Source organism: Acinetobacter sp. ABJ_C4_1, from assembly GCF_044538495.1.
Classification (GTDB): Bacteria; Pseudomonadota; Gammaproteobacteria; order Pseudomonadales; family Moraxellaceae; genus Acinetobacter; species Acinetobacter nosocomialis_A.
Window position 1 is genome coordinate 68,979 of the sequence record NZ_JBIUCQ010000009.1, and the last position, 19,901, is coordinate 88,879.

18 protein-coding genes and 1 riboswitch are annotated in these 19,901 nt (G+C 39.7%); of the genes, 10 read left to right on the forward strand and 8 right to left on the reverse strand.

Going from position 1 to position 19,901, the window contains the following annotated elements:
- The first annotated feature begins 81 nt into the window (after positions 1-81).
- A complete protein-coding gene (locus tag ACIF8R_RS12215) occupies positions 82-957 on the forward strand; it encodes a metal-dependent hydrolase (RefSeq protein ID WP_016804529.1) in 876 nt (291 codons plus the stop codon).
- 8 nt (positions 958-965) lie between these two features.
- On the opposite strand, the gene ACIF8R_RS12220 is transcribed toward ACIF8R_RS12215, so the two are convergent.
- From ACIF8R_RS12220 to ACIF8R_RS12240, 5 genes are all read right to left on the reverse strand, one after another.
- Positions 966-1,961, reverse strand: coding sequence for a DUF2804 domain-containing protein (locus tag ACIF8R_RS12220; protein WP_396481009.1), 996 nt, complete (start codon positions 1,959-1,961; stop codon positions 966-968).
- 267 nt (positions 1,962-2,228) lie between these two features.
- Positions 2,229-2,441, reverse strand: coding sequence for a hypothetical protein (locus tag ACIF8R_RS12225; RefSeq protein WP_002051387.1), 213 nt, complete (start codon positions 2,439-2,441; stop codon positions 2,229-2,231).
- Positions 2,442-2,593: 152 nt separating this feature from the next.
- A complete protein-coding gene (locus tag ACIF8R_RS12230; RefSeq protein ID WP_396481011.1) occupies positions 2,594-3,103 on the reverse strand; it encodes a DUF1543 domain-containing protein in 510 nt (169 codons plus the stop codon).
- Between the two features lie 9 nt (positions 3,104-3,112).
- The gene (gene trpB / locus ACIF8R_RS12235; protein WP_049065708.1) at positions 3,113-4,342 is read right to left on the reverse strand and encodes a tryptophan synthase subunit beta; all 1,230 of its coding nucleotides are present in this window, start codon (positions 4,340-4,342) and stop codon (positions 3,113-3,115) included.
- Positions 4,326-4,985, reverse strand: a complete 660-nt coding sequence (locus tag ACIF8R_RS12240; protein WP_396481013.1) for a phosphoribosylanthranilate isomerase — start codon at positions 4,983-4,985, stop codon at positions 4,326-4,328. The genes trpB and ACIF8R_RS12240 overlap by 17 nt, the downstream gene beginning before the upstream one ends.
- 126 nt (positions 4,986-5,111) lie before the next feature.
- Positions 5,112-5,319, forward strand: a riboswitch (cobalamin riboswitch).
- A 23-nt stretch (positions 5,320-5,342) separates the two neighbouring features.
- Here ACIF8R_RS12240 and ACIF8R_RS12245 point away from each other — a divergent pair.
- From ACIF8R_RS12245 to ACIF8R_RS12255, 3 genes are all read left to right on the forward strand, one after another.
- A complete protein-coding gene (locus tag ACIF8R_RS12245; protein ID WP_080746755.1) occupies positions 5,343-7,193 on the forward strand; it encodes a TonB-dependent siderophore receptor in 1,851 nt (616 codons plus the stop codon).
- Positions 7,194-7,289: 96 nt separating this feature from the next.
- Entirely contained in the window at positions 7,290-7,868 is a 579-nt protein-coding gene (locus ACIF8R_RS12250) for a cob(I)yrinic acid a,c-diamide adenosyltransferase (protein WP_396481015.1), read from the forward strand.
- Between the two features lie 73 nt (positions 7,869-7,941).
- Positions 7,942-8,655: a glycerophosphodiester phosphodiesterase gene (locus ACIF8R_RS12255; RefSeq protein ID WP_396481017.1), complete on the forward strand. Its 714-nt coding sequence runs from the start codon at positions 7,942-7,944 to the stop codon at positions 8,653-8,655.
- 28 nt (positions 8,656-8,683) lie between these two features.
- On the opposite strand, the gene ACIF8R_RS12260 is transcribed toward ACIF8R_RS12255, so the two are convergent.
- Positions 8,684-9,214 carry an META domain-containing protein gene (locus ACIF8R_RS12260; RefSeq protein WP_396481019.1) on the reverse strand — a complete coding sequence of 177 codons (531 nt, stop codon included), beginning with the start codon at positions 9,212-9,214 and terminating at the stop codon, positions 8,684-8,686.
- A 208-nt stretch (positions 9,215-9,422) separates the two neighbouring features.
- Here ACIF8R_RS12260 and ACIF8R_RS12265 point away from each other — a divergent pair, with 208 nt between their 5' ends.
- From ACIF8R_RS12265 to ACIF8R_RS12275, 3 genes are all read left to right on the forward strand, one after another.
- Positions 9,423-10,595, forward strand: a complete 1,173-nt coding sequence (locus ACIF8R_RS12265; RefSeq protein ID WP_263614561.1) for an acyl-CoA desaturase — start codon at positions 9,423-9,425, stop codon at positions 10,593-10,595.
- 113 nt (positions 10,596-10,708) lie between these two features.
- The gene (locus ACIF8R_RS12270; protein ID WP_396481021.1) at positions 10,709-12,151 is read left to right on the forward strand and encodes a YdiU family protein; all 1,443 of its coding nucleotides are present in this window, start codon (positions 10,709-10,711) and stop codon (positions 12,149-12,151) included.
- Positions 12,152-12,219: 68 nt separating this feature from the next.
- Entirely contained in the window at positions 12,220-12,801 is a 582-nt protein-coding gene (locus tag ACIF8R_RS12275) for a murein L,D-transpeptidase family protein (RefSeq protein ID WP_396481023.1), read from the forward strand.
- A gap of 69 nt (positions 12,802-12,870) precedes the next feature.
- Here ACIF8R_RS12275 and ACIF8R_RS12280 read toward each other — a convergent pair whose 3' ends face one another.
- Together ACIF8R_RS12280 and baeS are read right to left on the reverse strand one after the other, a co-directional pair.
- Positions 12,871-13,557, reverse strand: coding sequence for a response regulator (locus tag ACIF8R_RS12280; protein WP_263614564.1), 687 nt, complete (start codon positions 13,555-13,557; stop codon positions 12,871-12,873).
- Positions 13,558-13,576: 19 nt separating this feature from the next.
- Positions 13,577-15,238, reverse strand: a complete 1,662-nt coding sequence (baeS, locus tag ACIF8R_RS12285) for a sensor histidine kinase efflux regulator BaeS (protein WP_311069852.1) — start codon at positions 15,236-15,238, stop codon at positions 13,577-13,579.
- A gap of 131 nt (positions 15,239-15,369) precedes the next feature.
- On the opposite strand from baeS, the gene ACIF8R_RS12290 reads away from it, so the two are divergent.
- From ACIF8R_RS12290 to ACIF8R_RS12300, 3 genes are all read left to right on the forward strand, one after another.
- Positions 15,370-15,747, forward strand: a complete 378-nt coding sequence (locus ACIF8R_RS12290) for a hypothetical protein (protein WP_263614566.1) — start codon at positions 15,370-15,372, stop codon at positions 15,745-15,747.
- Positions 15,748-16,039: 292 nt separating this feature from the next.
- Positions 16,040-17,842, forward strand: a complete 1,803-nt coding sequence (locus ACIF8R_RS12295) for an acyl-CoA dehydrogenase C-terminal domain-containing protein (protein WP_396481025.1) — start codon at positions 16,040-16,042, stop codon at positions 17,840-17,842.
- 167 nt (positions 17,843-18,009) lie between these two features.
- Positions 18,010-19,791, forward strand: a complete 1,782-nt coding sequence (locus ACIF8R_RS12300; RefSeq protein WP_396481027.1) for an acyl-CoA dehydrogenase C-terminal domain-containing protein — start codon at positions 18,010-18,012, stop codon at positions 19,789-19,791.
- Positions 19,792-19,901: the final 110 nt, after the last annotated feature.

Sequence of the window (19,901 nt, forward strand, 5' to 3'; positions counted from 1 at the left end):
TAAAAATTGGCGATAACTGTCAAAACAAAGCCGACCATTCACGACATACTAATGAAAAGCTTAGTTGCGAGAAATACAAAGATGAACGCACATGTTTCTTATCAGGTCGAGCCAGTGGTTCGCAAAGATCTAGATTTCCATTTAAACGAAGCGCCACGCTTTTGGTTTAATAACGATCCTTTTTTGACTCGCATGTTTGATGCACTCAGCTTAACCTTTCCCGATGGAGAGCGTTATTTCATTGAATGTGTGCGGATGTTCCGTGACAAAATTGATGACCCGGAACTACAAAAGCGAGTTGCCGATTTTATTAAACAAGAAGCTCAACATGGCATTGCCCATGACAAAATGAATCAGCTCATGAAAGAACAAGGTATGCCTGTGGATGAGTTCACAAGCACACTTAAAAGGATTTTCCGTTTTGAGCTCACCAAACGTTCACCACAATACAATATTGCCATGACAGCCGCAGCTGAACATTTAACAGCATTAATGGCAGAAACCTTTTATAGCAATAAAAAGACCTTGGAAAATGCTCATCCTTATGTACGCGCGCTGTTCGCATGGCATGCCATTGAAGAAATGGAGCATCGCGATGTAGCATTTGATGTCATGAGACAAGTAGGTGAAGTTCCAGAGTCAACACGTCGCTTTGTACTCGTTTTAACAACTGTACTCATGTTTGGTTTTACACTTTATAGAACCAACATCATGTTGAAATGTGATGGCTTCAGCCCTAAAGAAAGGTTATCGATGACACTCAAAGGTTTACCTTGGTTCTTTGGGAAAAATGGCACATTAACAGCTATGAAAAAACAATATCTGGACTGGTTTAAAAAAGATTTTCACCCAAGCCAACATCCTGTTATTCGTCAGTATCCTGTTTGGATTGAAACTTTAGAAAAAACAAATGACCCAATCGCAGCGGGTGAAGCATTTTGGCAAGCAGGTTTATAACCTGCTTGTTACCATTTTGCATAATGCTGTTCTAATAGCCCGTATTGCTCATTGCAAGTAATTGTATCAATTGCCTCATGCTCAATAGTGCCATTAATTTTGGCTTGCCACTGATTGAACTGGCTTCCAATCATTCTTAAATTTATATTTTCATATCGGCACCAGCCAATATGGACATGCAGATTAAGCTTTTGATCTAAAGAGCTAATTTTCCATGTCTCATCATTTATTTTTTCAAATAAGACATCTGTAAGTGGAAATAAAACCCCATTCACCCATAAACAGTTTTCATTGCCAAAGCTTTCATTAACCCCAGAAGCCAAATTTAGCCCAATACGTCGCCCCTGCTCATCCCAAAAATTACATGAAAGCCAGAACCAGGCTGTCTCAGGACGTAAAAAACCACAAGTATCATCTAATGATACAAATGTCTTTTCATTAAATTGTATAAGTTGATTCTGTTTATTAATGAACATTCCCTCTACAGCCAAAGTGGTCTGCTTTTGGGTATACGTCCAACCATTAATACCTGTTGGGGTACACAAACTTAAAATATCTGTCCCCGCACAGAAAATACGGGCACTCAGGCAAATTTCACCATATTTAGTCACCCGAATGTATCGCACACCATTGGCATGCTGAATATCTATTTGATAAGGCGATTTAGAAAAATAGCTTTGATTAAACAATGGCTGCTCATCAAGATGAGTTTTATGACCTAAAGGTTGAATGGCATTCCATTCAATGACTTGCCCTGTTTCATGATCATAAATATAGAAAAAACCATGCCCAACCCAACCAATATCTGCAATTGCGAGTCCAATACTGTAGTGCTTATGCTGAATGCCACAGAATTTAAATTTTTTATATTTTAATTGCTTACGCCAGCCGGTTAAGACCTTGCCATAAGGCGTTTTATAGATATAACTTTGTACATGAATGGTCGACGGTACAGATTCAAAACGCCCATAACGAGGCTGTCCATTTTCTTGAATTAAATCCATTATTTATTATCCGTTGATTTCCTGCTCATCTATTGACTAATAATAGACTGATCACTGACCAATTGGCTACTCATCTATTTTGATCTTCAAATGACTTTTATTTAGTCATAAAAAAAGAGCATATTGATATGCTCTTTTTTCTGTTATTCACTTAAATCGATATACGGTAACTTAAACTCTTCGAGGGCCTATTTCAGTAGCTATGACCCAATTCATCAACAAAATCAAATTCAACTCATGATTTAAGTGTAATTCAATTTTTAAAAGTTAAGCGTCATCATCACTTGCTTGTTCTGGCTCTGACTCTTGCTCGTTACTGTCCTGATTTTCCAATTTTTTCTCAGCGATTTTTGCTGCTTCATAGCCAGCAAAGGCACCTGCTGCTTTTTCTAGAAAACCTGCATCTGGATCTAATTTATCGACGCCTTGTTCCGCGATAATTGCACCAGCAATTTTACCTACTTCATCTAGAAGACCCATTTTGATTACTCCAAAGAGCTTATGTTGAGCTTCTAGTCTAGGCAGATAGATTGTAAATAGTGCTACAAAAAAGTTGCGATTTGAGAGGGCTATACATGAGATCAGCAACTTTTTATATTTTATTTTTGCCTTTAAGCTTTTTTTAAGAACAGTTAAAGAAGTAAATAAGTATTTTCCCAACGCGTTGGATTGAACTCACCTTGTACTAATTGGATATAACGGCCTGCAATATGGTCAATCGGAATGCAATCATCAATATCTACTACACGGTCGGTATGTGGTTTATGCCATTCCTGATCAATAAACTGTTTACCTAATTGTTTGGCACTTACCGCATCTGATGCCACGACCAAATGGTAACTATGTAACTCACCAAAGGCATTAGGTGTATATCCACCCAGATTAATCAAATACAACTTTTGATCTGAAGCTGACGGCGCTGCATCAGAAAACTGGATTTGATAGTTCTGCCCTTGAGAGTTAACACCAGAGAGCTTGGCCCAAGCATCGATATGCAACCCTTGAGCCTCACCAAACCAAGCCTGTTTAAGTTGAGGATAAACTTCTTCCAAAGTATCCCCTACAGCCATAACAATATCATGGACTTCTGTATTGGCACGTGCATGGCGTCCACCCAACATTACCATAAACAAACTTGGCATTTTTTCCTCTTACATCTCAACCATTTCTACGCCATCAATGCGTGCAACTGTCATTAAATCTTTATCGCCACGGCCTGAAACGGTCGCAATAATAATCTGATCTTTAGACATGGTTGGTGCAAGCTTAGAGACGTATGCCATTGCATGCGAGCTTTCAAGCGCAGGAATAATTCCTTCGATTTTGGTTAAGTCACGGAAACCTTGAAGAGCTTCTGTATCGTTAATTGGCACGTACTGTACGCGCTTCATATCTTTCAAGAAGCTATGTTCAGGACCAACGCCCGGATAATCAAGACCCGCCGAGATACTATGTGTCTCGATAATTTGGCCTTGTTCATCACTCATTAGGTAAGTACGGTTACCATGTAATACACCCACATGGCCTGCATTTAATGGCGCAGAGTGTTTACCAGTTTCAATACCAAAGCCAGCTGCTTCAACACCATACATTTTTACATTGGCATCATTTAAGAATGGATAGAACAAGCCCATTGCATTTGAACCACCACCTACACAAGCAACTAATGCATCTGGTAAGCGACCTGCTTGCTCCAAAATCTGTTTACGAGCTTCACGGCCAATAATTGACTGGAAGTCACGAACAAGTTGAGGGTAAGGATGCGGACCTGCAACTGTACCAATTACATAGTAAGTCGTATCAACGTTGGTTACCCAGTCACGCATTGCTTCGTTCATGGCATCTTTCAGCGTTTTAGAACCACTTTGTACAGGAACAACTGTTGCACCCAACAAACGCATACGATAAACATTCATGGCTTGACGTTTAACGTCTTCTGCACCCATATACACAACACACTCAAGACCTAAACGTGCTGCAATTGTTGCCGTTGCCACGCCATGCTGGCCTGCGCCAGTTTCAGCAATAATACGTTTTTTACCAGAAAGCTTTGCAAGTAGTGCTTGACCAATCGTGTTGTTTACCTTGTGTGAGCCTGTATGGTTCAAGTCTTCACGTTTAAGGTAGATTTGCGCACCACCTAACTCTTTTGACCATCGCTCAGCATAATAAAGTGGACTAGGACGACCTACATAGTAGGCGAGGTCACGGTCGAATTCTGCCAAAAACTGTTCATCATTTTTCATGCGGGAATAGAGATTTTCTAAATCTTCTAATGCCGCCATGAGTGTTTCTGACACAAAACGTCCGCCATGGATACCGAAATGCCCATTTGCGTCTGGGAATTGGGTATAGTCAATCACATTATTTTGCTGATCCACGTTGGACTCCTTGCATAAATCGTTCAATGAGTTGTTGGTCTTTTATACCTTTTGCGGACTCTACGCCTCCGCTCACATCTACTGCAAAAGCACCGGTAGTATGAATAGCGTCAATGACATTGTCAGGGGTTAAACCACCTGCCAAAATTAATGGAATATCAAGTTTCGGGAATTTAGACCAGTCAAACTGATGTCCTGTGCCCCCTTTAAGCTCAGGATGCCATGCATCGAGCAATACAGCACTGGCACCAGCTGCCTGATATTTTTGAATTTCAGCAACTACGTCCAGATCAGGTTTGACCTGAATCGCTTTATACCAGCGACGCTTACAATGGCGAGCAATATCTTGGCATTGTTCTGGAGTTTCATCGCCATGTAGTTGTAATACATCTAGGGGAACACAATCAAGTACATCCTGCATTTCAGCAGCACTCGCATTTACAAATAAACCTACCATTTGTACATAAGGCGGAACGTGTTTTGCTAATTCTTGTGCTTGTTCAACTGTTACATTTCTTGGACTTGGCGGGAAAAAAACAAAACCTATCGCATCTGCTCCAGCTGTGACTACTGCTTGAACATCCTGCTTACGAGTAATTCCACAGATTTTTGCTCGTGTACGTTTTTGGTTTGATGGGCTCATGATCTGCCTAAACTACAACCATTTTTTAAAATAAACGCCATTGTAATGCAATTTTTGCCCCTTGCGTAAAAGTTCTCTGGGAATTGCTCGAAATGACATTGTAGGAAGTAATTCGGCACTTTATACTGCGTTCAAATGGAAGCAAGTGTAAGCAATTGATGCTTTAGGGAAGCTGGTGAAAGTCCGGCACTGCCCCCGCAACGGTAACAATGTAAAGCATATTTTTTAAGTCGAGATCGACTTACACCACTGCAGTGATGTGGGAAGGTGAATATGTCCATAAATGAATTATGGCGCTGAAGTCCGGAGACCTGCTTGTTTCATCTATCTACCCGATCATTCACGTGGGGTGAATGTATGGAGCATGTTATGTCTAAGTCTTTTCAACCTACTCGTCTGGTAGGGGCTATCGCTATTGCGATGGGGTGTTCACCTGTTATTTTTGCTGAAGATACAACTACAGCAACTCAGCTTGATCCAATTGTAGTGACTGCTTCAAAAAGTGCTGAAAAAGCAAGCGAAGTTCCGGCTCGTATTTCAGTGATTGATGAAAAAACCATTGAGCAGAATCCATTATTAAACGTTTCAGATATTATTCAACGAGACCCATCCATCTACGTAAAACAAAGCGGTGGTCTAGGTCAGATTTCTGAAATTTCTCTTCGTGGTACTAAATCAGTTCATACATTGGTTCTTAAAGATGGCGCTCGTTTAAATAGTCAAAATGAACTTGGTCCTTTATATCCAGCATTTTTAGATACAACAGATGTTCAACAAATTGAAATCTTAAAAGGCCCAGCATCAGTTCAATATGGAAGCGATGCTATTGGCGGTGTAGTTCAGTTAATTTCTAAAAAACCTGAGAAAACAAGTGCTGAGCTAACAGGTATTTATGGTGAAAATAATACCTATAAGACTATTGTTAATGCCAATCTTGTAAGTGATCAAGGTTTCTATGCTCAAATAGGTGGACAACGCTTAGAAAGTGATGGAACACGTATTTTTGAAAGCCAACCAGAAAATGAAAAGGCTGGATATGATCAAAAAGGTTATCACGCTAAAGTAGGCTTCTTTCAAGAAAACTTAATAGATGCTTCTGCTTCAATTAGTGAAAATAAAGGCACTAATGTTTTCAGTAATGATTACATAACCAACACAGCACAGCGCCTATTCGAAAATCGAGTTATCAACACGAAAGTTGCTTATAATATTTTGCCTGATCTCATCATCAATGCACACTATGCAAATGTTCAGGATAAACAAAATGTTCCTGCTTACGACTCATATTACAATACTGAAAACAATGAAAGCGATCTAAACCTGAAATGGAAATTTACTCCAAATCAGAACATTTTGGTTGGTGCAACATATAACGATGCAAATTATAAAAGTAATACCATTCTTAACTCAGATAAAAGTGTAAATAGCACGGGATATTATTTACAGCATCAACTCAAAAATGATCTTTTTGACACCCAAGTTGGCGTTCGCTTAGAAGACAACCAACGCTTTGGTACTCATACTGTTGGACAAGGTGCTATCCGCTATCATTTCTTACCTAATGCTAGTGTATATGCAAATATCGGCAGTGCTTTCAGAGCTCCAACCTTGAATGAACTATATTCACAATGGGGAGGTAATGAAAACTTAGCGCCAGAAAAAAGCACTTCTTATGAAATGGGTGTGAACTATGATCTTACCTCTAATGTGAGTACTAATTTTTCTGTTTATCATACAAAAATTAAAGATCTTATTGCCTACAATGCAGGCACTAATACAAATATAGCTAAGGCGAATTTTACTGGTGGCGAAGCTGGAGTAAAGTGGCATCAAGATGATCTGTTCTTATCTACTGAATATGCTTACGTAAAAACAGAAAATGAAAAAGACAATACAGAAATTGCTTATCGCCCTCGCCAGACTCTCACTGTAAGCACAGGTTTAGAGAATGCAGTGTATGGAATTAGTGCCTCGTTAATCGCTAGAGCTAAATCTTATGCAGATTCTGCAAACTCTATGCGAGTACCAGGTTACGCAACAGTAGACTTAAATGCTTATTGGAACGTTATTCCTAACGTAAAATTATTTACCAATATTCAAAACGTAGGTGATGTTCAATATCGTGAAGTATTAAATACATATCCTTCAAATGACTGGTATGTTAATTCAGGTCGTCAAGCTTCTGTTGGCGTAACTTTCCGTTATTAATTTCTCAATCTGATTATAAAAATATTTTATTAACTCCAGTTTCGGGGTAATGTTTTGACCGACATTATCCCCTTTTTTATGTTCAGGATATCCATCATGGGACACCGTTTAAGCAAAATCTATACACGCACAGGCGACTCAGGCACAACAGGTTTAGGCGATGGCTCTCGTGTTGCCAAAGATGATTTACGAATTGCGGCACTTGGTGATGTTGATGAACTGAACTCAATTATTGGTGTACTCCGTGCACAAATCACTGCCAGCCAAGTGACTAATAAAGCAGATTGGGACAAAAGCCTGAGCTTGATTCAACATTGGCTTTTCGATTTAGGCGGTGAAGTCTGTATTCCAAATTACAATCTGCTTCAGCCCATTTGTATTGAATTTCTTGAAAAAGAAATTGACCGTATGAATGAAGATTTGCCTATGCTGAAAGAGTTTATTTTGCCATCTGGCTCTTTATCTTGCAGTTATGCACATCAAGCACGAGCTGTTTGCCGTCGTGCAGAACGATCTTTGCTATCGGTACAAACTCGTGATCAAAATATTCAAGCCACGGCGCTCCAACTTTTAAACCGCCTGTCTGACTGGTTATTTGTCGCATCTCGTGCTCTACAGCGTGCCGAAGGTGGACAAGAAGTCCTTTGGCAAAAAAATATTAATGAGATTATTTAAAAATAGACTAATTTAAGTATGGTCTCTACTTTTGAAGAGACCATAACCAACAATAACTGAATAGAAGAAAATTATGCGCATTATTGGTCATCGTGGTGCACGCCGAGAAGCTCCTGAAAATACATTAGGTGGTTTTCAGCACATAAAAGACTTAGGTATTCGTGGTGTCGAATTCGATATTCGCCAGCTTCAGGACCAAGAACTGGTCGTTATTCATGACGATAATTTTTTACGTACAGCTGGAGTCGACCAAATTGTTGAGCAATCCACTTTAGCTCAAGCTTTAACATTTGATCATCGCCAAAACTGGCCCAACTGGCCAAATTCAGAGCCAACACCAACTCTTACAGGTGTTTTAAACCTGCTTGATAACTTCGATCATATTGAAGTTGAGGTTAAAGCTGTCAGAGATATGGCATTTGCAGAAAAGTTAGTTCAAAAGCTTGAGTCTGAATTACAGGGTTATGAAAAAGTCGTAACTATCACAAGTTTCGATCTTCAAATTCTAACTGCCTTACGTGACATCAACTCACAATTTAAACGCGGTTTGTTAGTTGAAATTCCAGTTGGAGCCACAGCAATTGAACTCGCTCATCAATTTGGTTGCTGTCATATTGGTTGGTATGACCAACTTGCTACAGATGAAATGATTCAATTGTCTCATCAAGCAGGTTTAAACATTAGTGTCTGGACAGTAAATGATGTAGAAAGAGCAAAAAAGCTCCGTGATTTAGATATTCAGGGTTTAATTACAGATATTCCCACAACAATGCTCGAAGCACTTTAAATATAAAAAAGGTGGTATTAACCACCTTTTATTTTTTCTCTGCCTGAATCAGGCGTTGTCCGCTCTGATCAAGTAAATACAAGGTATTACCTATCAACTGGAAGCGTTGAATACGTTGTAAGGAATCAACTAGTTCTGCTTCTTGAGCCAAAGCCCCATCACAACTTGAATGACCCGCATTCACTTCCATATCGAGTTTCTTTTGGTTGAAGTCGAAAGTATATCGACCAAAAACACGGTTACATCCAGTATGACCAGACACAGTTTTGACTGCTGAGTTCAATGAAAGAGTCGGCCATTGGTTAAAGAATTTGGCTTTATGACCGTTGATTTGAGTAATTTGCCAATCAATATCTTGAACACCTTCTGGGCTCACTTTCTTCTTGACTACTGGTGTTTGTACATGGTGTGTGGGTTTTACATGGCCTTTTTGAATATTTTGTTGCGGCGCGCTTTGACATGCTGCCAATACAAGGCTGATTGCGATGAAAAGACATTTCAATGGCAATTTTCCTGCAATATCAATGCTATTCTTTTTTCTCAATCGCTGTATTTTCATTACACAACTTCTCCTATCTGAAATGTTGCCAAGCATGGTTTAATTCTGTTACGGTTCTTTCAATACATCTGTACAATAATGTTAGTGATTCTCACTATGCACGTGCTAATATGATGTGCAAAATAGCAATAAATCTTGATGATTGGTTTTGCTATGTCGTTTTGTCTTTTTACCTTGTATGACAAGGTTTCTAGGAGCGCTGCCGGATATGACTTCCGCCCCACTCAAGGCCCCAATTAACTGGACCGCTAGCATTACCTTAATTGGTTTACCAATTCTTGCTGCAATCATAATCCCGATTTATGCGTATTATTATGATTTTAGTGTAAGCGCATGGGTAAGCTTATTTTTTCTTTTAGCTTTAAGTAGCATGGGGATTACTGCTGGTTACCATCGTCTTTGGGCACACCGTGCTTATGAAGCGTCATTACCACTTAAAATTCTTTTAATGATTGGCGGCACATTTGCTGTACAAAACAGTATTCTGTTTTGGGCCTCTGGTCACCGTACTCACCACCGCCATGTTGACCATGTTGATGAAGATCCGTACTCAATTGAACGTGGTTTCTGGTATGCCCATATGGGTTGGATGATCCGCGATCATTCTCCATCTAAACCAGACTTTAAAAACGCCCCTGATTTGCTCAATGACAAACTGGTGATGTTCCAGCATAAATACTATGCTTTGCTGGTTGTAGCAGTTCATGTCGGCATTTTAGGTTTAGTTGGTTGGGCAACTGGCGATTTATGGGGAGTTGTTCTTCTCGGTGGCTTATTACGTTTAATTATTAGCCATCAAGTAACATTCTTCATTAACTCACTTTGCCACATGTTTGGTAAACGTCCTTATACCGATGAAAACTCAGCACGCGATAACTTCTGGTTAGCGATTGCAACATGGGGCGAGGGTTACCATAACTATCACCATATTTTCCAATACGATTATCGTAATGGTGTGAAATGGTGGCAGTATGACCCGACTAAATGGTTAATCTGGACATGTTCTAAAGTTGGTTTAGCAAAGAACTTACGTCGTATTCCAAGCTTTAATATTAAAAAAGCAGAATTGGCAATGAAGTTTAAATATGCTGAACAAGACCTTGCTATTTATGGACATGATGTAAATGCCGATATGAGTCAAATGAAGCAACGTATTGCTCAAGAATATGAAGCATTTACCCATACTTTAAATGACTGGGCGAAACTCAAAGAACAAGAGTTACAAGCGAAGAAAGCAGCTATGGCTGAAAAGATTCATAAAATGGATCATAAGTTAAAAGTTGATTTCCAATTGCTTGAACATCGCTTGAGCCATCACCGTGAGTGTTTAGAAACTTTAATGCGCAACATTAAAAAGAACACAAACGTCGTACCAGACTAATACGACTCTAGTTCGAAATAGCGCCTGTAAAGCCATGCTTTGCAGGCGCTATTTTTTTGGCTCGTTTTTAACTATGGTATAGTGAAGTTCGCCTCAAATATTTAGTCCAGCCTATGCAATTCAATCCGCTTTATTCATCACTCAATCCTAAGCTTTTTCATATACAGCAGCCCACTCCTCTTCGTGGTGCGAAAGCTGGACATTTCAATTTGGCTTTAGCCGAAGAGCTACAATGGACGGATGAAGAAAAAGAAGCATGGGTAGAAATTTGCAGTGGTCAGCGGACTTTCCCAGAGTTTCCACCTTTGGCAATGGTTTATGCAGGCCATCAGTTTGGACAATGGGCAGGTCAGCTAGGCGACGGACGTGGTTTACTTATTGGCCAAATTCTTAATAAAAAAGGCCAAACCATCGATTTGCATTTGAAGGGCGCAGGCCCTACTCCCTATTCGCGTATGGGAGATGGTCGAGCAGTTCTACGCTCTGTTATTCGTGAATATTTAGCAGGTCATGCCTTAAATGCGCTAGGAGTCGCATCGAGTCATGCAGTGGGTTTTACAAGCTCTGCTCAAGGTGTACAGCGTGAAAAACTAGAACCGGGTGCGATGCTACTTAGAACCTCTGAATGTCATATCCGTTTAGGTCATTTTGAATGGATCAATCAATATGCACCTGAGTTACTGGGCGAGTTCACACAAAAATGTATTGAATGGCACTATCCAGAATGCCAAAAAGAGGAACAACCTATTTTAGCTTTTGCTAAAGCTGTGATTAAAAATACAGCCATCATGATTGCGAAATGGCAGCTAGTCGGTTTTGCTCACGGTGTGATGAATACTGATAACTTGAATATTACCGGCTCTACACTCGATTTTGGTCCATATGGTTTTATGGAACGTTTCCGTCCAAACTGGATTAACAACCATTCCGATTATCAAGGGCGTTACACCTATCAAAACCAGCCAAGTATTGCGCATTGGAACTTATGGACTTGGTTAAATAATCTTATTCCACTTGCTAAACCTGAGCAAAAAGAGCAATTCAAAGAGGAATTAGCTGCTTGCTTAGAAGAGTTTGAACCCACCTTTATTGAGCACTACACCACTGGATTGTGTAAAAAAATGGGACTTCCTCATTTCCACAAAGACAGTACTGAATGCGGCTTAAGCTTTTTGCGTATTTTGCAAACGGAGCAGCTTGATTACACTCAAAGCTTTATTCGACTACAAAATAAAGAATACAAAGCACTACGAGATGATTGTCTTGATATTCGACAGTTTGATGAGTTTCTTACCCAATATGAAAGCATTCGTGAGCACCAAGATACAGATGAACTTGATGCAAACATGCAACAAGCAAATCCAATTTATATTTTACGTAATCACATGGCACAACGAGCGATTGAAGCAGCGGAGCGAGATGATTTTAGTGAGGTAGACCGTTTGTTTAAGCTACTCAATCATCCTTATACAAGACAGCCAGACTTGGAAAAACCAGAAGATTTAGGACCATTACCAAGCGATGTACCTGATGTAGCGGTGAGTTGTTCGTCTTAATATAAAAAACTAAAACTCTCTTAAGTGGCTTAGCTTAAGAGAGTTTCTTAATCATCAAAGAATAATATATGAAAATTAGACCTATCATTATTTGTACACTTCTATTCATTCCACTCGGAATTGCTTTTTATAAGTATGAAAAATATTTACCTACTTTTTCAGGCTCTCATGAAGCACTTACAAGTAATGAGATATCCCATCTTATAAAGACAAAACCTGTAACCTCAATTGAAGTGTTTAAAAATCAACGCATACTTCTACTCAAAAGTAATCAGGAAGTAATTCGTCGTTATCCTATTCGCTTAGGCTTTAACCCTGAAGGACACAAAAACTTTGAAAATGACGGTAAAACACCTGAAGGTGTTTATTCTATAGATTGGCGCAATCCACAAAGTGCTTTCTATAAATCATTGCATATTTCCTATCCCGATGCGGAAGATATTGCTTATGCCAAACAGCATAACCAGCCAACTGGCGGAAACATCATGATCCATGGTTCAGTTCCAAAATCCTTACTCTCGATGCCTTTTAGTTCAACCTATATGCCACACAAAGATTGGACTTTAGGTTGTATCGCAGTTAGAAATGTAGATATAGATGAAATTTGGCAGTTAGTTCCCAATCACACCAAGATTATAATTTATCCATAATCTTTGAAAACTATCCACATTTTCTGTGGATAACATTGTGGTTATCCACAGAATAACTTTTCCAAGCAATTATTCTTCAGGATATTCGAAGCGATATCCTACACCGTAAACAGCTTGAATCCACTCATGACGGTTACCAGTTTCGGCCACTTCCGTGATTTTTCGTCGCAAGTTTTTAATATGGCTATCAATAACTCGGTCAGCAACATCAAAGCTATCCGGATTGATATGGTCTAATAATTGTGCACGTGAATAAACTTGCCCTACATGTTCTAAAAATAGCTCAAGTAGGCGAAATTCTGTCGGCGTTAAACTTAAAGATTTTTGTTGATACCAAATTCTTTGTTGAGCTTTATCGATGCGGAACGAATCATTTTGCTCTGGCTCGGCCTTACGTTCCAAACGACGTAAAACTGCTTGTACACGGGCAACTAACTCTTTTGGACTAAAAGGTTTGCACACATAATCGTCTGCTCCCATATTTAGACCTAAAACACGGTCAATTTCTTCAGTACGCGCAGTCACCATAATAATCGGTAAATCTGACTGTTCACGTACCTTACGGCAAATCGTTAAACCATCCATTCTTGGAACCATTAAGTCCAGAATCATTAAATTAGGTTTGCGTTGTTGAAAGCTCGTATAAGCATCTTGACCATCATGAAACATGCTAACTTCGAAACCAGCAGCCTCAAGATAATCACGCACCAGCTGCGCTAACTCGACTTCATCTTCAACCAACATTACATGTTTCATGGGCCATTTTTCCTTTTATTTAACTCTGCTTTTCAAAGGTCAGTACACAACGTAGACCACCTAATGGTGAGTGTTCAAAACTTAGTGTACCACCAAGCGCTTGCGCAATTTTACAAGATAAAGCTAAGCCTAGTCCTGTTCCACCTGTACTACGCGTGCGTGAATCATCTACACGATAAAAACGTTCACCTAAACGAGACAATTGTTCATCATTTAAACCAAATGGGCTGTCATCGACATATAAAGTCCAATCTTGGGCGGTTTGACGTGTATGAATATGAATCTTTCCACCTGTTTCGGTATAACGAATACTATTACTAATCAAATTCACGATAATTTGTTTAAAACGGTCACGGTCTAATAATAATGGAACGCCCTCACCTTCAACCTCAATTTCTAAACCTGCCTGTTCGAGTTTAGGTCTAAAATTTTCGACCTCTTGAAGTACAACGTCCCATGGATTGACCGAACTAACATAACATTTAAGTTGCTGAGCATCGGCCTGAGCCAAGTCTGCAAGATCTTGAGTGAGTTTCTTTAAACTCGAAACTTGTCGCATCATGGCATCTAGGTGTTCAGGGGTCGCCTTTCGAATACCATCTTGCATTGCTTCAATTTGCGCCTGCAAAACAGCTAATGGTGTTTTCAATTCATGAGATGTATCTGCAACCCATTGACGGCGTGATTCTTCATGTTGATGTAGAATCTCGGCCAAATGGTTCAATTGAGTCGATAAATCACCAAGTTCATCATTACGTTTAATGACCACTTGATGTTGATAATTACCTTTAGTTAACTCCTTTGTCGCATTTAATAAACGTTGAATTGGCTTTTTAAAATAAGTTGCCATTAAAAGTGCTGCAACTAAACTCGATAGTAAAGTTAAGGCATAAATTAAAAGTAAATAACGCTTTTGATTACTAAAGAAATTAATACTTAAAGCATCTTCTTTATCTAGAACTGGTTTTAGGCCTAAATAACCGACCACCTGATTATTAACGATGATGGGACGGTAAGACATTTGATCTGAAGATGGAGGTTCACCAACTACAAATTGATGTTTGGCATCATATAAAGATAAACGAGAACTTAAGCCCAAACGGTCTGGTAAAGCAATAAAGCGCTTCTTACCATTTTGAGTCTCAATGTCTTTGAGACTTCCTCTTTTTGACTTATTTTTACTGTCATCACGTGGACGAAACTGGTTGGCACTTAATGGGAATTTTAAACCTTCAAATGGTTGATACTCAGAAGGCAAATTCTTTTCCAATGTGCGTAGCTCTTCATCACTAAAAATAGAGTTTTTATTTGCAGTCGCACCATCTGGAGAAACATTAATGAGAGTGTGCTCATCGAACGAATGCTGCTGGATGGCAATATCATATTGGCGTCTTAACCACCACTGCGAAAGACGGTCATAATCATCTGGAGCTGCCGTTCCTTCAATTTGTAAGATTTGCGCCTGAATCGCATTTCCCCAATCATGATAAACGGTATAGACATTTCCAAGATTGGTCATGAGCCGATCTAGCTTTTGCATTTCAACATCGGCCACATATTTGGCAAAGTTCTTTTGCATCGTCCAGTGCAGAACACTCAAACTTGCGGTTGCAATTAACAGCGTAGTAAGCAAGACCGTTAAAAATAGCCGCAATGCAATGGGAACACGTAGTACGTTCAAAAGCACTCTCTCATTTTTACCTTATATTTGGCATTGTAACTAACAACGAAAAGAAAAACTCTCCATTGTTTCTTCATCTTTATTATCTAATCTTTAAGCCATCTGAAAACAAACATTAAAGGGCTTTAAACATGAAAATGACGGCAAAAATCGCATTATTCAGTGCAGCAATTGTAACTATGGGCAGTTTGGCTGCGTGTCAATCAAACCCGCAAACGCCTAATTCAGAACATCACATGATGCAAGATGGTCCACGAGATGGCCACCACCGTATGAAACACCGTGAATTTACCCCTGAGCAAAAAGCAGCGTGGGAACAGCATCGTGCAGAACGTCAAGCTCGTTTTGAACAGATTCAAAAAGCATGTGAAGGCAAAGCAAATGGTCAAGCTGTAAATGTTCAAGTTGGAGATAGAACACTTGAAGGTACATGTAACCTTCGTTTTGAGCCAAAGCGCCCTCAACCTCCAATAAATGCCCCGGCTCCAGTAGCACCTCAAGCAAAATAATTCTAAAAATATTCAAATAAAAGGCGCCTATAGGTGCCTTTTTTTGTGTACATAACTACTTACGATTTTGACTATTTGTCTCATCTAAATTTCACTAAAAGTGTTTACACTCAAAGCACTTACATAGTTCAAGTATTTTTTTCTTGACTTTGCAGTCACAAAGTAAAGGCCCTGAGGTGCTTGTACAGTTATGCAAGTTGTTGCACGATGTAATGGTTCAAGGTGCCTCTTATGGCACATTATCGTAGATTAGGATTATAACTCTGGTTTCACCAGTATTGAGGAACCCGATATGCCACAATACAAAGCGCCCTTACGTGATATGCAATTCGTTTTGCATGAATTATTAAATGCTGAAGAACACTATGCAAAATTACCTGATTTCCAAGGTAACGTAAGCCGTGAATTGGTTGATCAATATTTAGAAGCTGCGGCAGACTTCTGTGAAAATGAACTTTCTCCTTTAAACCAAGTTGGCGACCGCGAAGGTTGTACTTGGAATGATGGTGTTGTAACTACACCAACAGGCTTTAAAGAAGCTTATCAAAAATATATTGAACTTGGCTTCCCATCTTTATCAGCAGAAGAACAATACGGCGGTCAAGGCTTACCTAACTCTTTAGGTATCGCAATTTCTGAAATGGTGGGTAGCTCTAACTGGGCATGGGGTATGTACCCTGGCTTGTCTCACGGAGCAGTACGTACATTAGAACATCATGGTTCTGATGAGCAAAAAAATACGTACTTACCAAACCTTGTTTCAGGTGTTTGGACAGGTACGATGTGCTTAACTGAATCTCACGCAGGTTCAGACTTAGGTATTATCCGCACTAAAGCAGAACCAAATGCAGATGGTAGCTATGCAATCTCTGGCGAGAAAATCTTTATCTCTGCTGGTGAACACGACATGGCTGAAAACATCATCCATATCGTTCTTGCTCGCCTTCCGGGTGCACCTAAAGGTACTAAAGGTATTTCGTTATTCATCGTTCCTAAATTCCATGTAAATGCAGATGGAACTGTGGGCGAGCGTAATGCGGTACGTTGTGGTTCTATCGAACACAAAATGGGTATCCATGGTAACGCGACTTGTGTCATCAACTTTGACCAAGCTAAAGGTTATTTAATTGGACCTGAAAACCGTGGTTTGAACTGTATGTTCACCTTCATGAACACAGCACGTATTGGTACTGCTGTTCAAGGTTTAGCAGCATCTGAGTCATCTTTCCAAGGTGCCTTAACTTACGCGAAAGAGCGTTTAGCAATGCGTTCACTTTCTGGTCCTAAAGCTCCAGAAAAAGAAGCAGATCCTATTATTGTTCACCCTGCTGTTCGTAACATGCTTTTAACTCAAAAAGCGTTTGCTGAAGGTGGTCGTGCACTTGTTTACTTACTTGGTCAATATGCAGATATCGTTGAGAAAGGCGAATCTGAAGAAGAGCGCAAGTTTGCTGACAACATCTTGTCTTTATTGACTCCAATTGCAAAAGCATTCTTAACTGAAACAGGTTCTGAGTCTGCTAAGCACGGTGTTCAAGTCTTCGGTGGTCATGGCTTTATTTCTGAGCATGGTATGGAGCAAATCGTACGTGATACACGTATTGCTTGCTTGTATGAAGGTACAACTGAAATTCAAGCACTAGACTTGTTAGGCCGTAAAGTTTTACAAACTCAAGGTGCAATGCTTCGTGATTTCACCAAGATTGTTCACAAGTTTGTAGAAGCAAATAAAGACAATGCTGCCATGAAAGAATTTGTTGAGCCACTTGCTGCGCTAAACAAAGAATGGGGCGACCTCACTATGCAAATCGGTATGCGTGCAATGCAAAATCCGGATGAAGTGGGTGCAGCAGCTGTAGATTACCTCTACTTCGCTGGTTACGTAACTTTAGCGTATCTATGGGCTCGTATGGCACTTGTAGCACAAGAGAAATTGGCAGAAGGTACAACTGACGTTGATTTCTATAACGCGAAAGTTACAACTGCTCGCTTCTACTTCAAGAAAATCTTGCCACGCGTACGTTCTCATGTAGACGTGATTGCTGGTGGTCTAGATCCATTGATGTCATTAGATGCTGAACATTTCGCTTTCTAACCATAGTTAGTTGCGATATGCAATGTTAAAAACCAAAAAAGGACTGCTCAGTTTTGACGGTCCTTTTTTTATAAAATCAGTGATAAATTTAGACTTTAAATTCAATATCCATTTCGTTTTACAGGATATCTAGCACAGGTCGATGTGCATAAAAAAGGTGAACGATTATGCCAATTTACAATGCTCCTTTAGCTGATATGAAATTCATCTTAAATGATGTATTTAAAGCAGAACAATTTTGGCAGTCTAATGAGAAACTCGCTCATGTAGATGCTGCAACTGCTGAAGCAATTTTAGAAGAAATGGCTAAATTTGCTCAGAACGTGACTCATCCATTAAACCGTACTGGTGATGAAGAAGGTGCTCGTTACGAAAATGGCGAAGTCTTTACTCCTGCTGGCTTTAAAGATGCATTTCGTCAATATGCAGAAGGTGGTTGGATTGGCTTAGGCGCAGATGAAGAATGGGGCGGTCAAGGCATGCCAAAAATGCTTACCGTTCTTGCCGATGAAATGTTATTTGCGACAAACCCATCTTTCATGCTCTACCCGCTTCTTTCAGTGGGTGCAGGTATGGCTTTAAGCAGCTATGCTTCTCAAGAGCAAAAAGAAACGTATTTACCTAAAATCTATTCAGGTGAATGGTCAGGTACTATGTGCTTGACTGAACCACACGCAGGTACTGATTTAGGTATTATCAAAACTAAAGCAGAGCGTAATGAAGACGGTACATATAACATTACTGGTACTAAAATCTTCATTACTGGTGGTGATAACGATTTAGCAGAAAACATCATTCACTTAGTGCTTGCTAAAACTCCTGATGCTCCTGCTGGTTCACGTGGAATCTCGCTATTTATCGTACCGAAATACCTTGTAAATGAAGATGGTTCTGTAGGCGACCGTAACCATGTTGGTCCAGGTTCTATTGAACATAAAATGGGTATCAAAGCATCTGCTACTTGTGTGATGAACTTTGACGGAGCAAAAGGTTACCTCGTTGGTAAAGAAAACGAAGGCCTTGCTGCAATGTTCGTGATGATGAACTACGAACGTTTATCAATGGGTATTCAAGGCTTAGGTGCTTCTGAGTTTGCGTATCAAAATGCTGCTCAATACGCGACGGATCGTCTACAAGGTCGTAGTGCTGCGGGCGTTCAATCACCAAGCAAACCTGCTGACAGTATTTTAGTTCATGGTGATGTACGTCGTATGTTACTTAACGTACGTGCGAACAACGAAGCTTCTCGTGCATTTGCAGTTTATGTAGGTCAGCAGCTCGATATCACTAAGTTCTCAACTGATGTCGAAGCAGTGAAAAAAGCCAATAATCGCGTTGCGCTTTTAACACCAATCGCAAAAGCTTACCTTACAGATACAGCATTCCAAGCAACTTTAGATGCCCAAATGGTATTTGGTGGTCACGGTTATATTCGTGAATGGGGTATGGAACAATGTATCCGTGATCTTCGTATTGCTCAAATCTACGAAGGTACCAACGGCGTTCAATCTCAAGATTTAATTGGTCGTAAAACTATTAAATGTGGCGGCGCATTCATTGCTGAATACATTACTGAGATTCGTGACTTTGCAAATGACCTAGACACAGATTTGAACTTCATTAAAGATGCAACATTAGATGCTGCAACTGAAATTGAAGCGATTACTCAGTTTATTATTGAGCAAGCTGCTGAAAACGTAGACTTCCCAAATGCTGCTGCTGTTGATTATTTACATGCAGTGGGCTTACTCAGCTTCGCTTATATGTTTGCAAAAATTTCTGCCGCAGCTAAAGACAAATCTGGTGACTTCTACCAAAACAAACTTGCTTTAGCTCAATACTTTGTTGAACGTATTTTGCCAGATATTGATGCACGTATTGCTAAAATTAAAGCGGGTGCTGACTTAATTATGGGCTTTAGTGAAGACTACTTTACGAACCAAGCATAATTAAGTGTTTCATAAAAACGCCTGAGTAATCAGGCGTTTTTTATTTTGTATTTACTATTTCTATTGGCATAAAATTTGTTTATTTTCTAGGCATACTCATATCAAAAAAG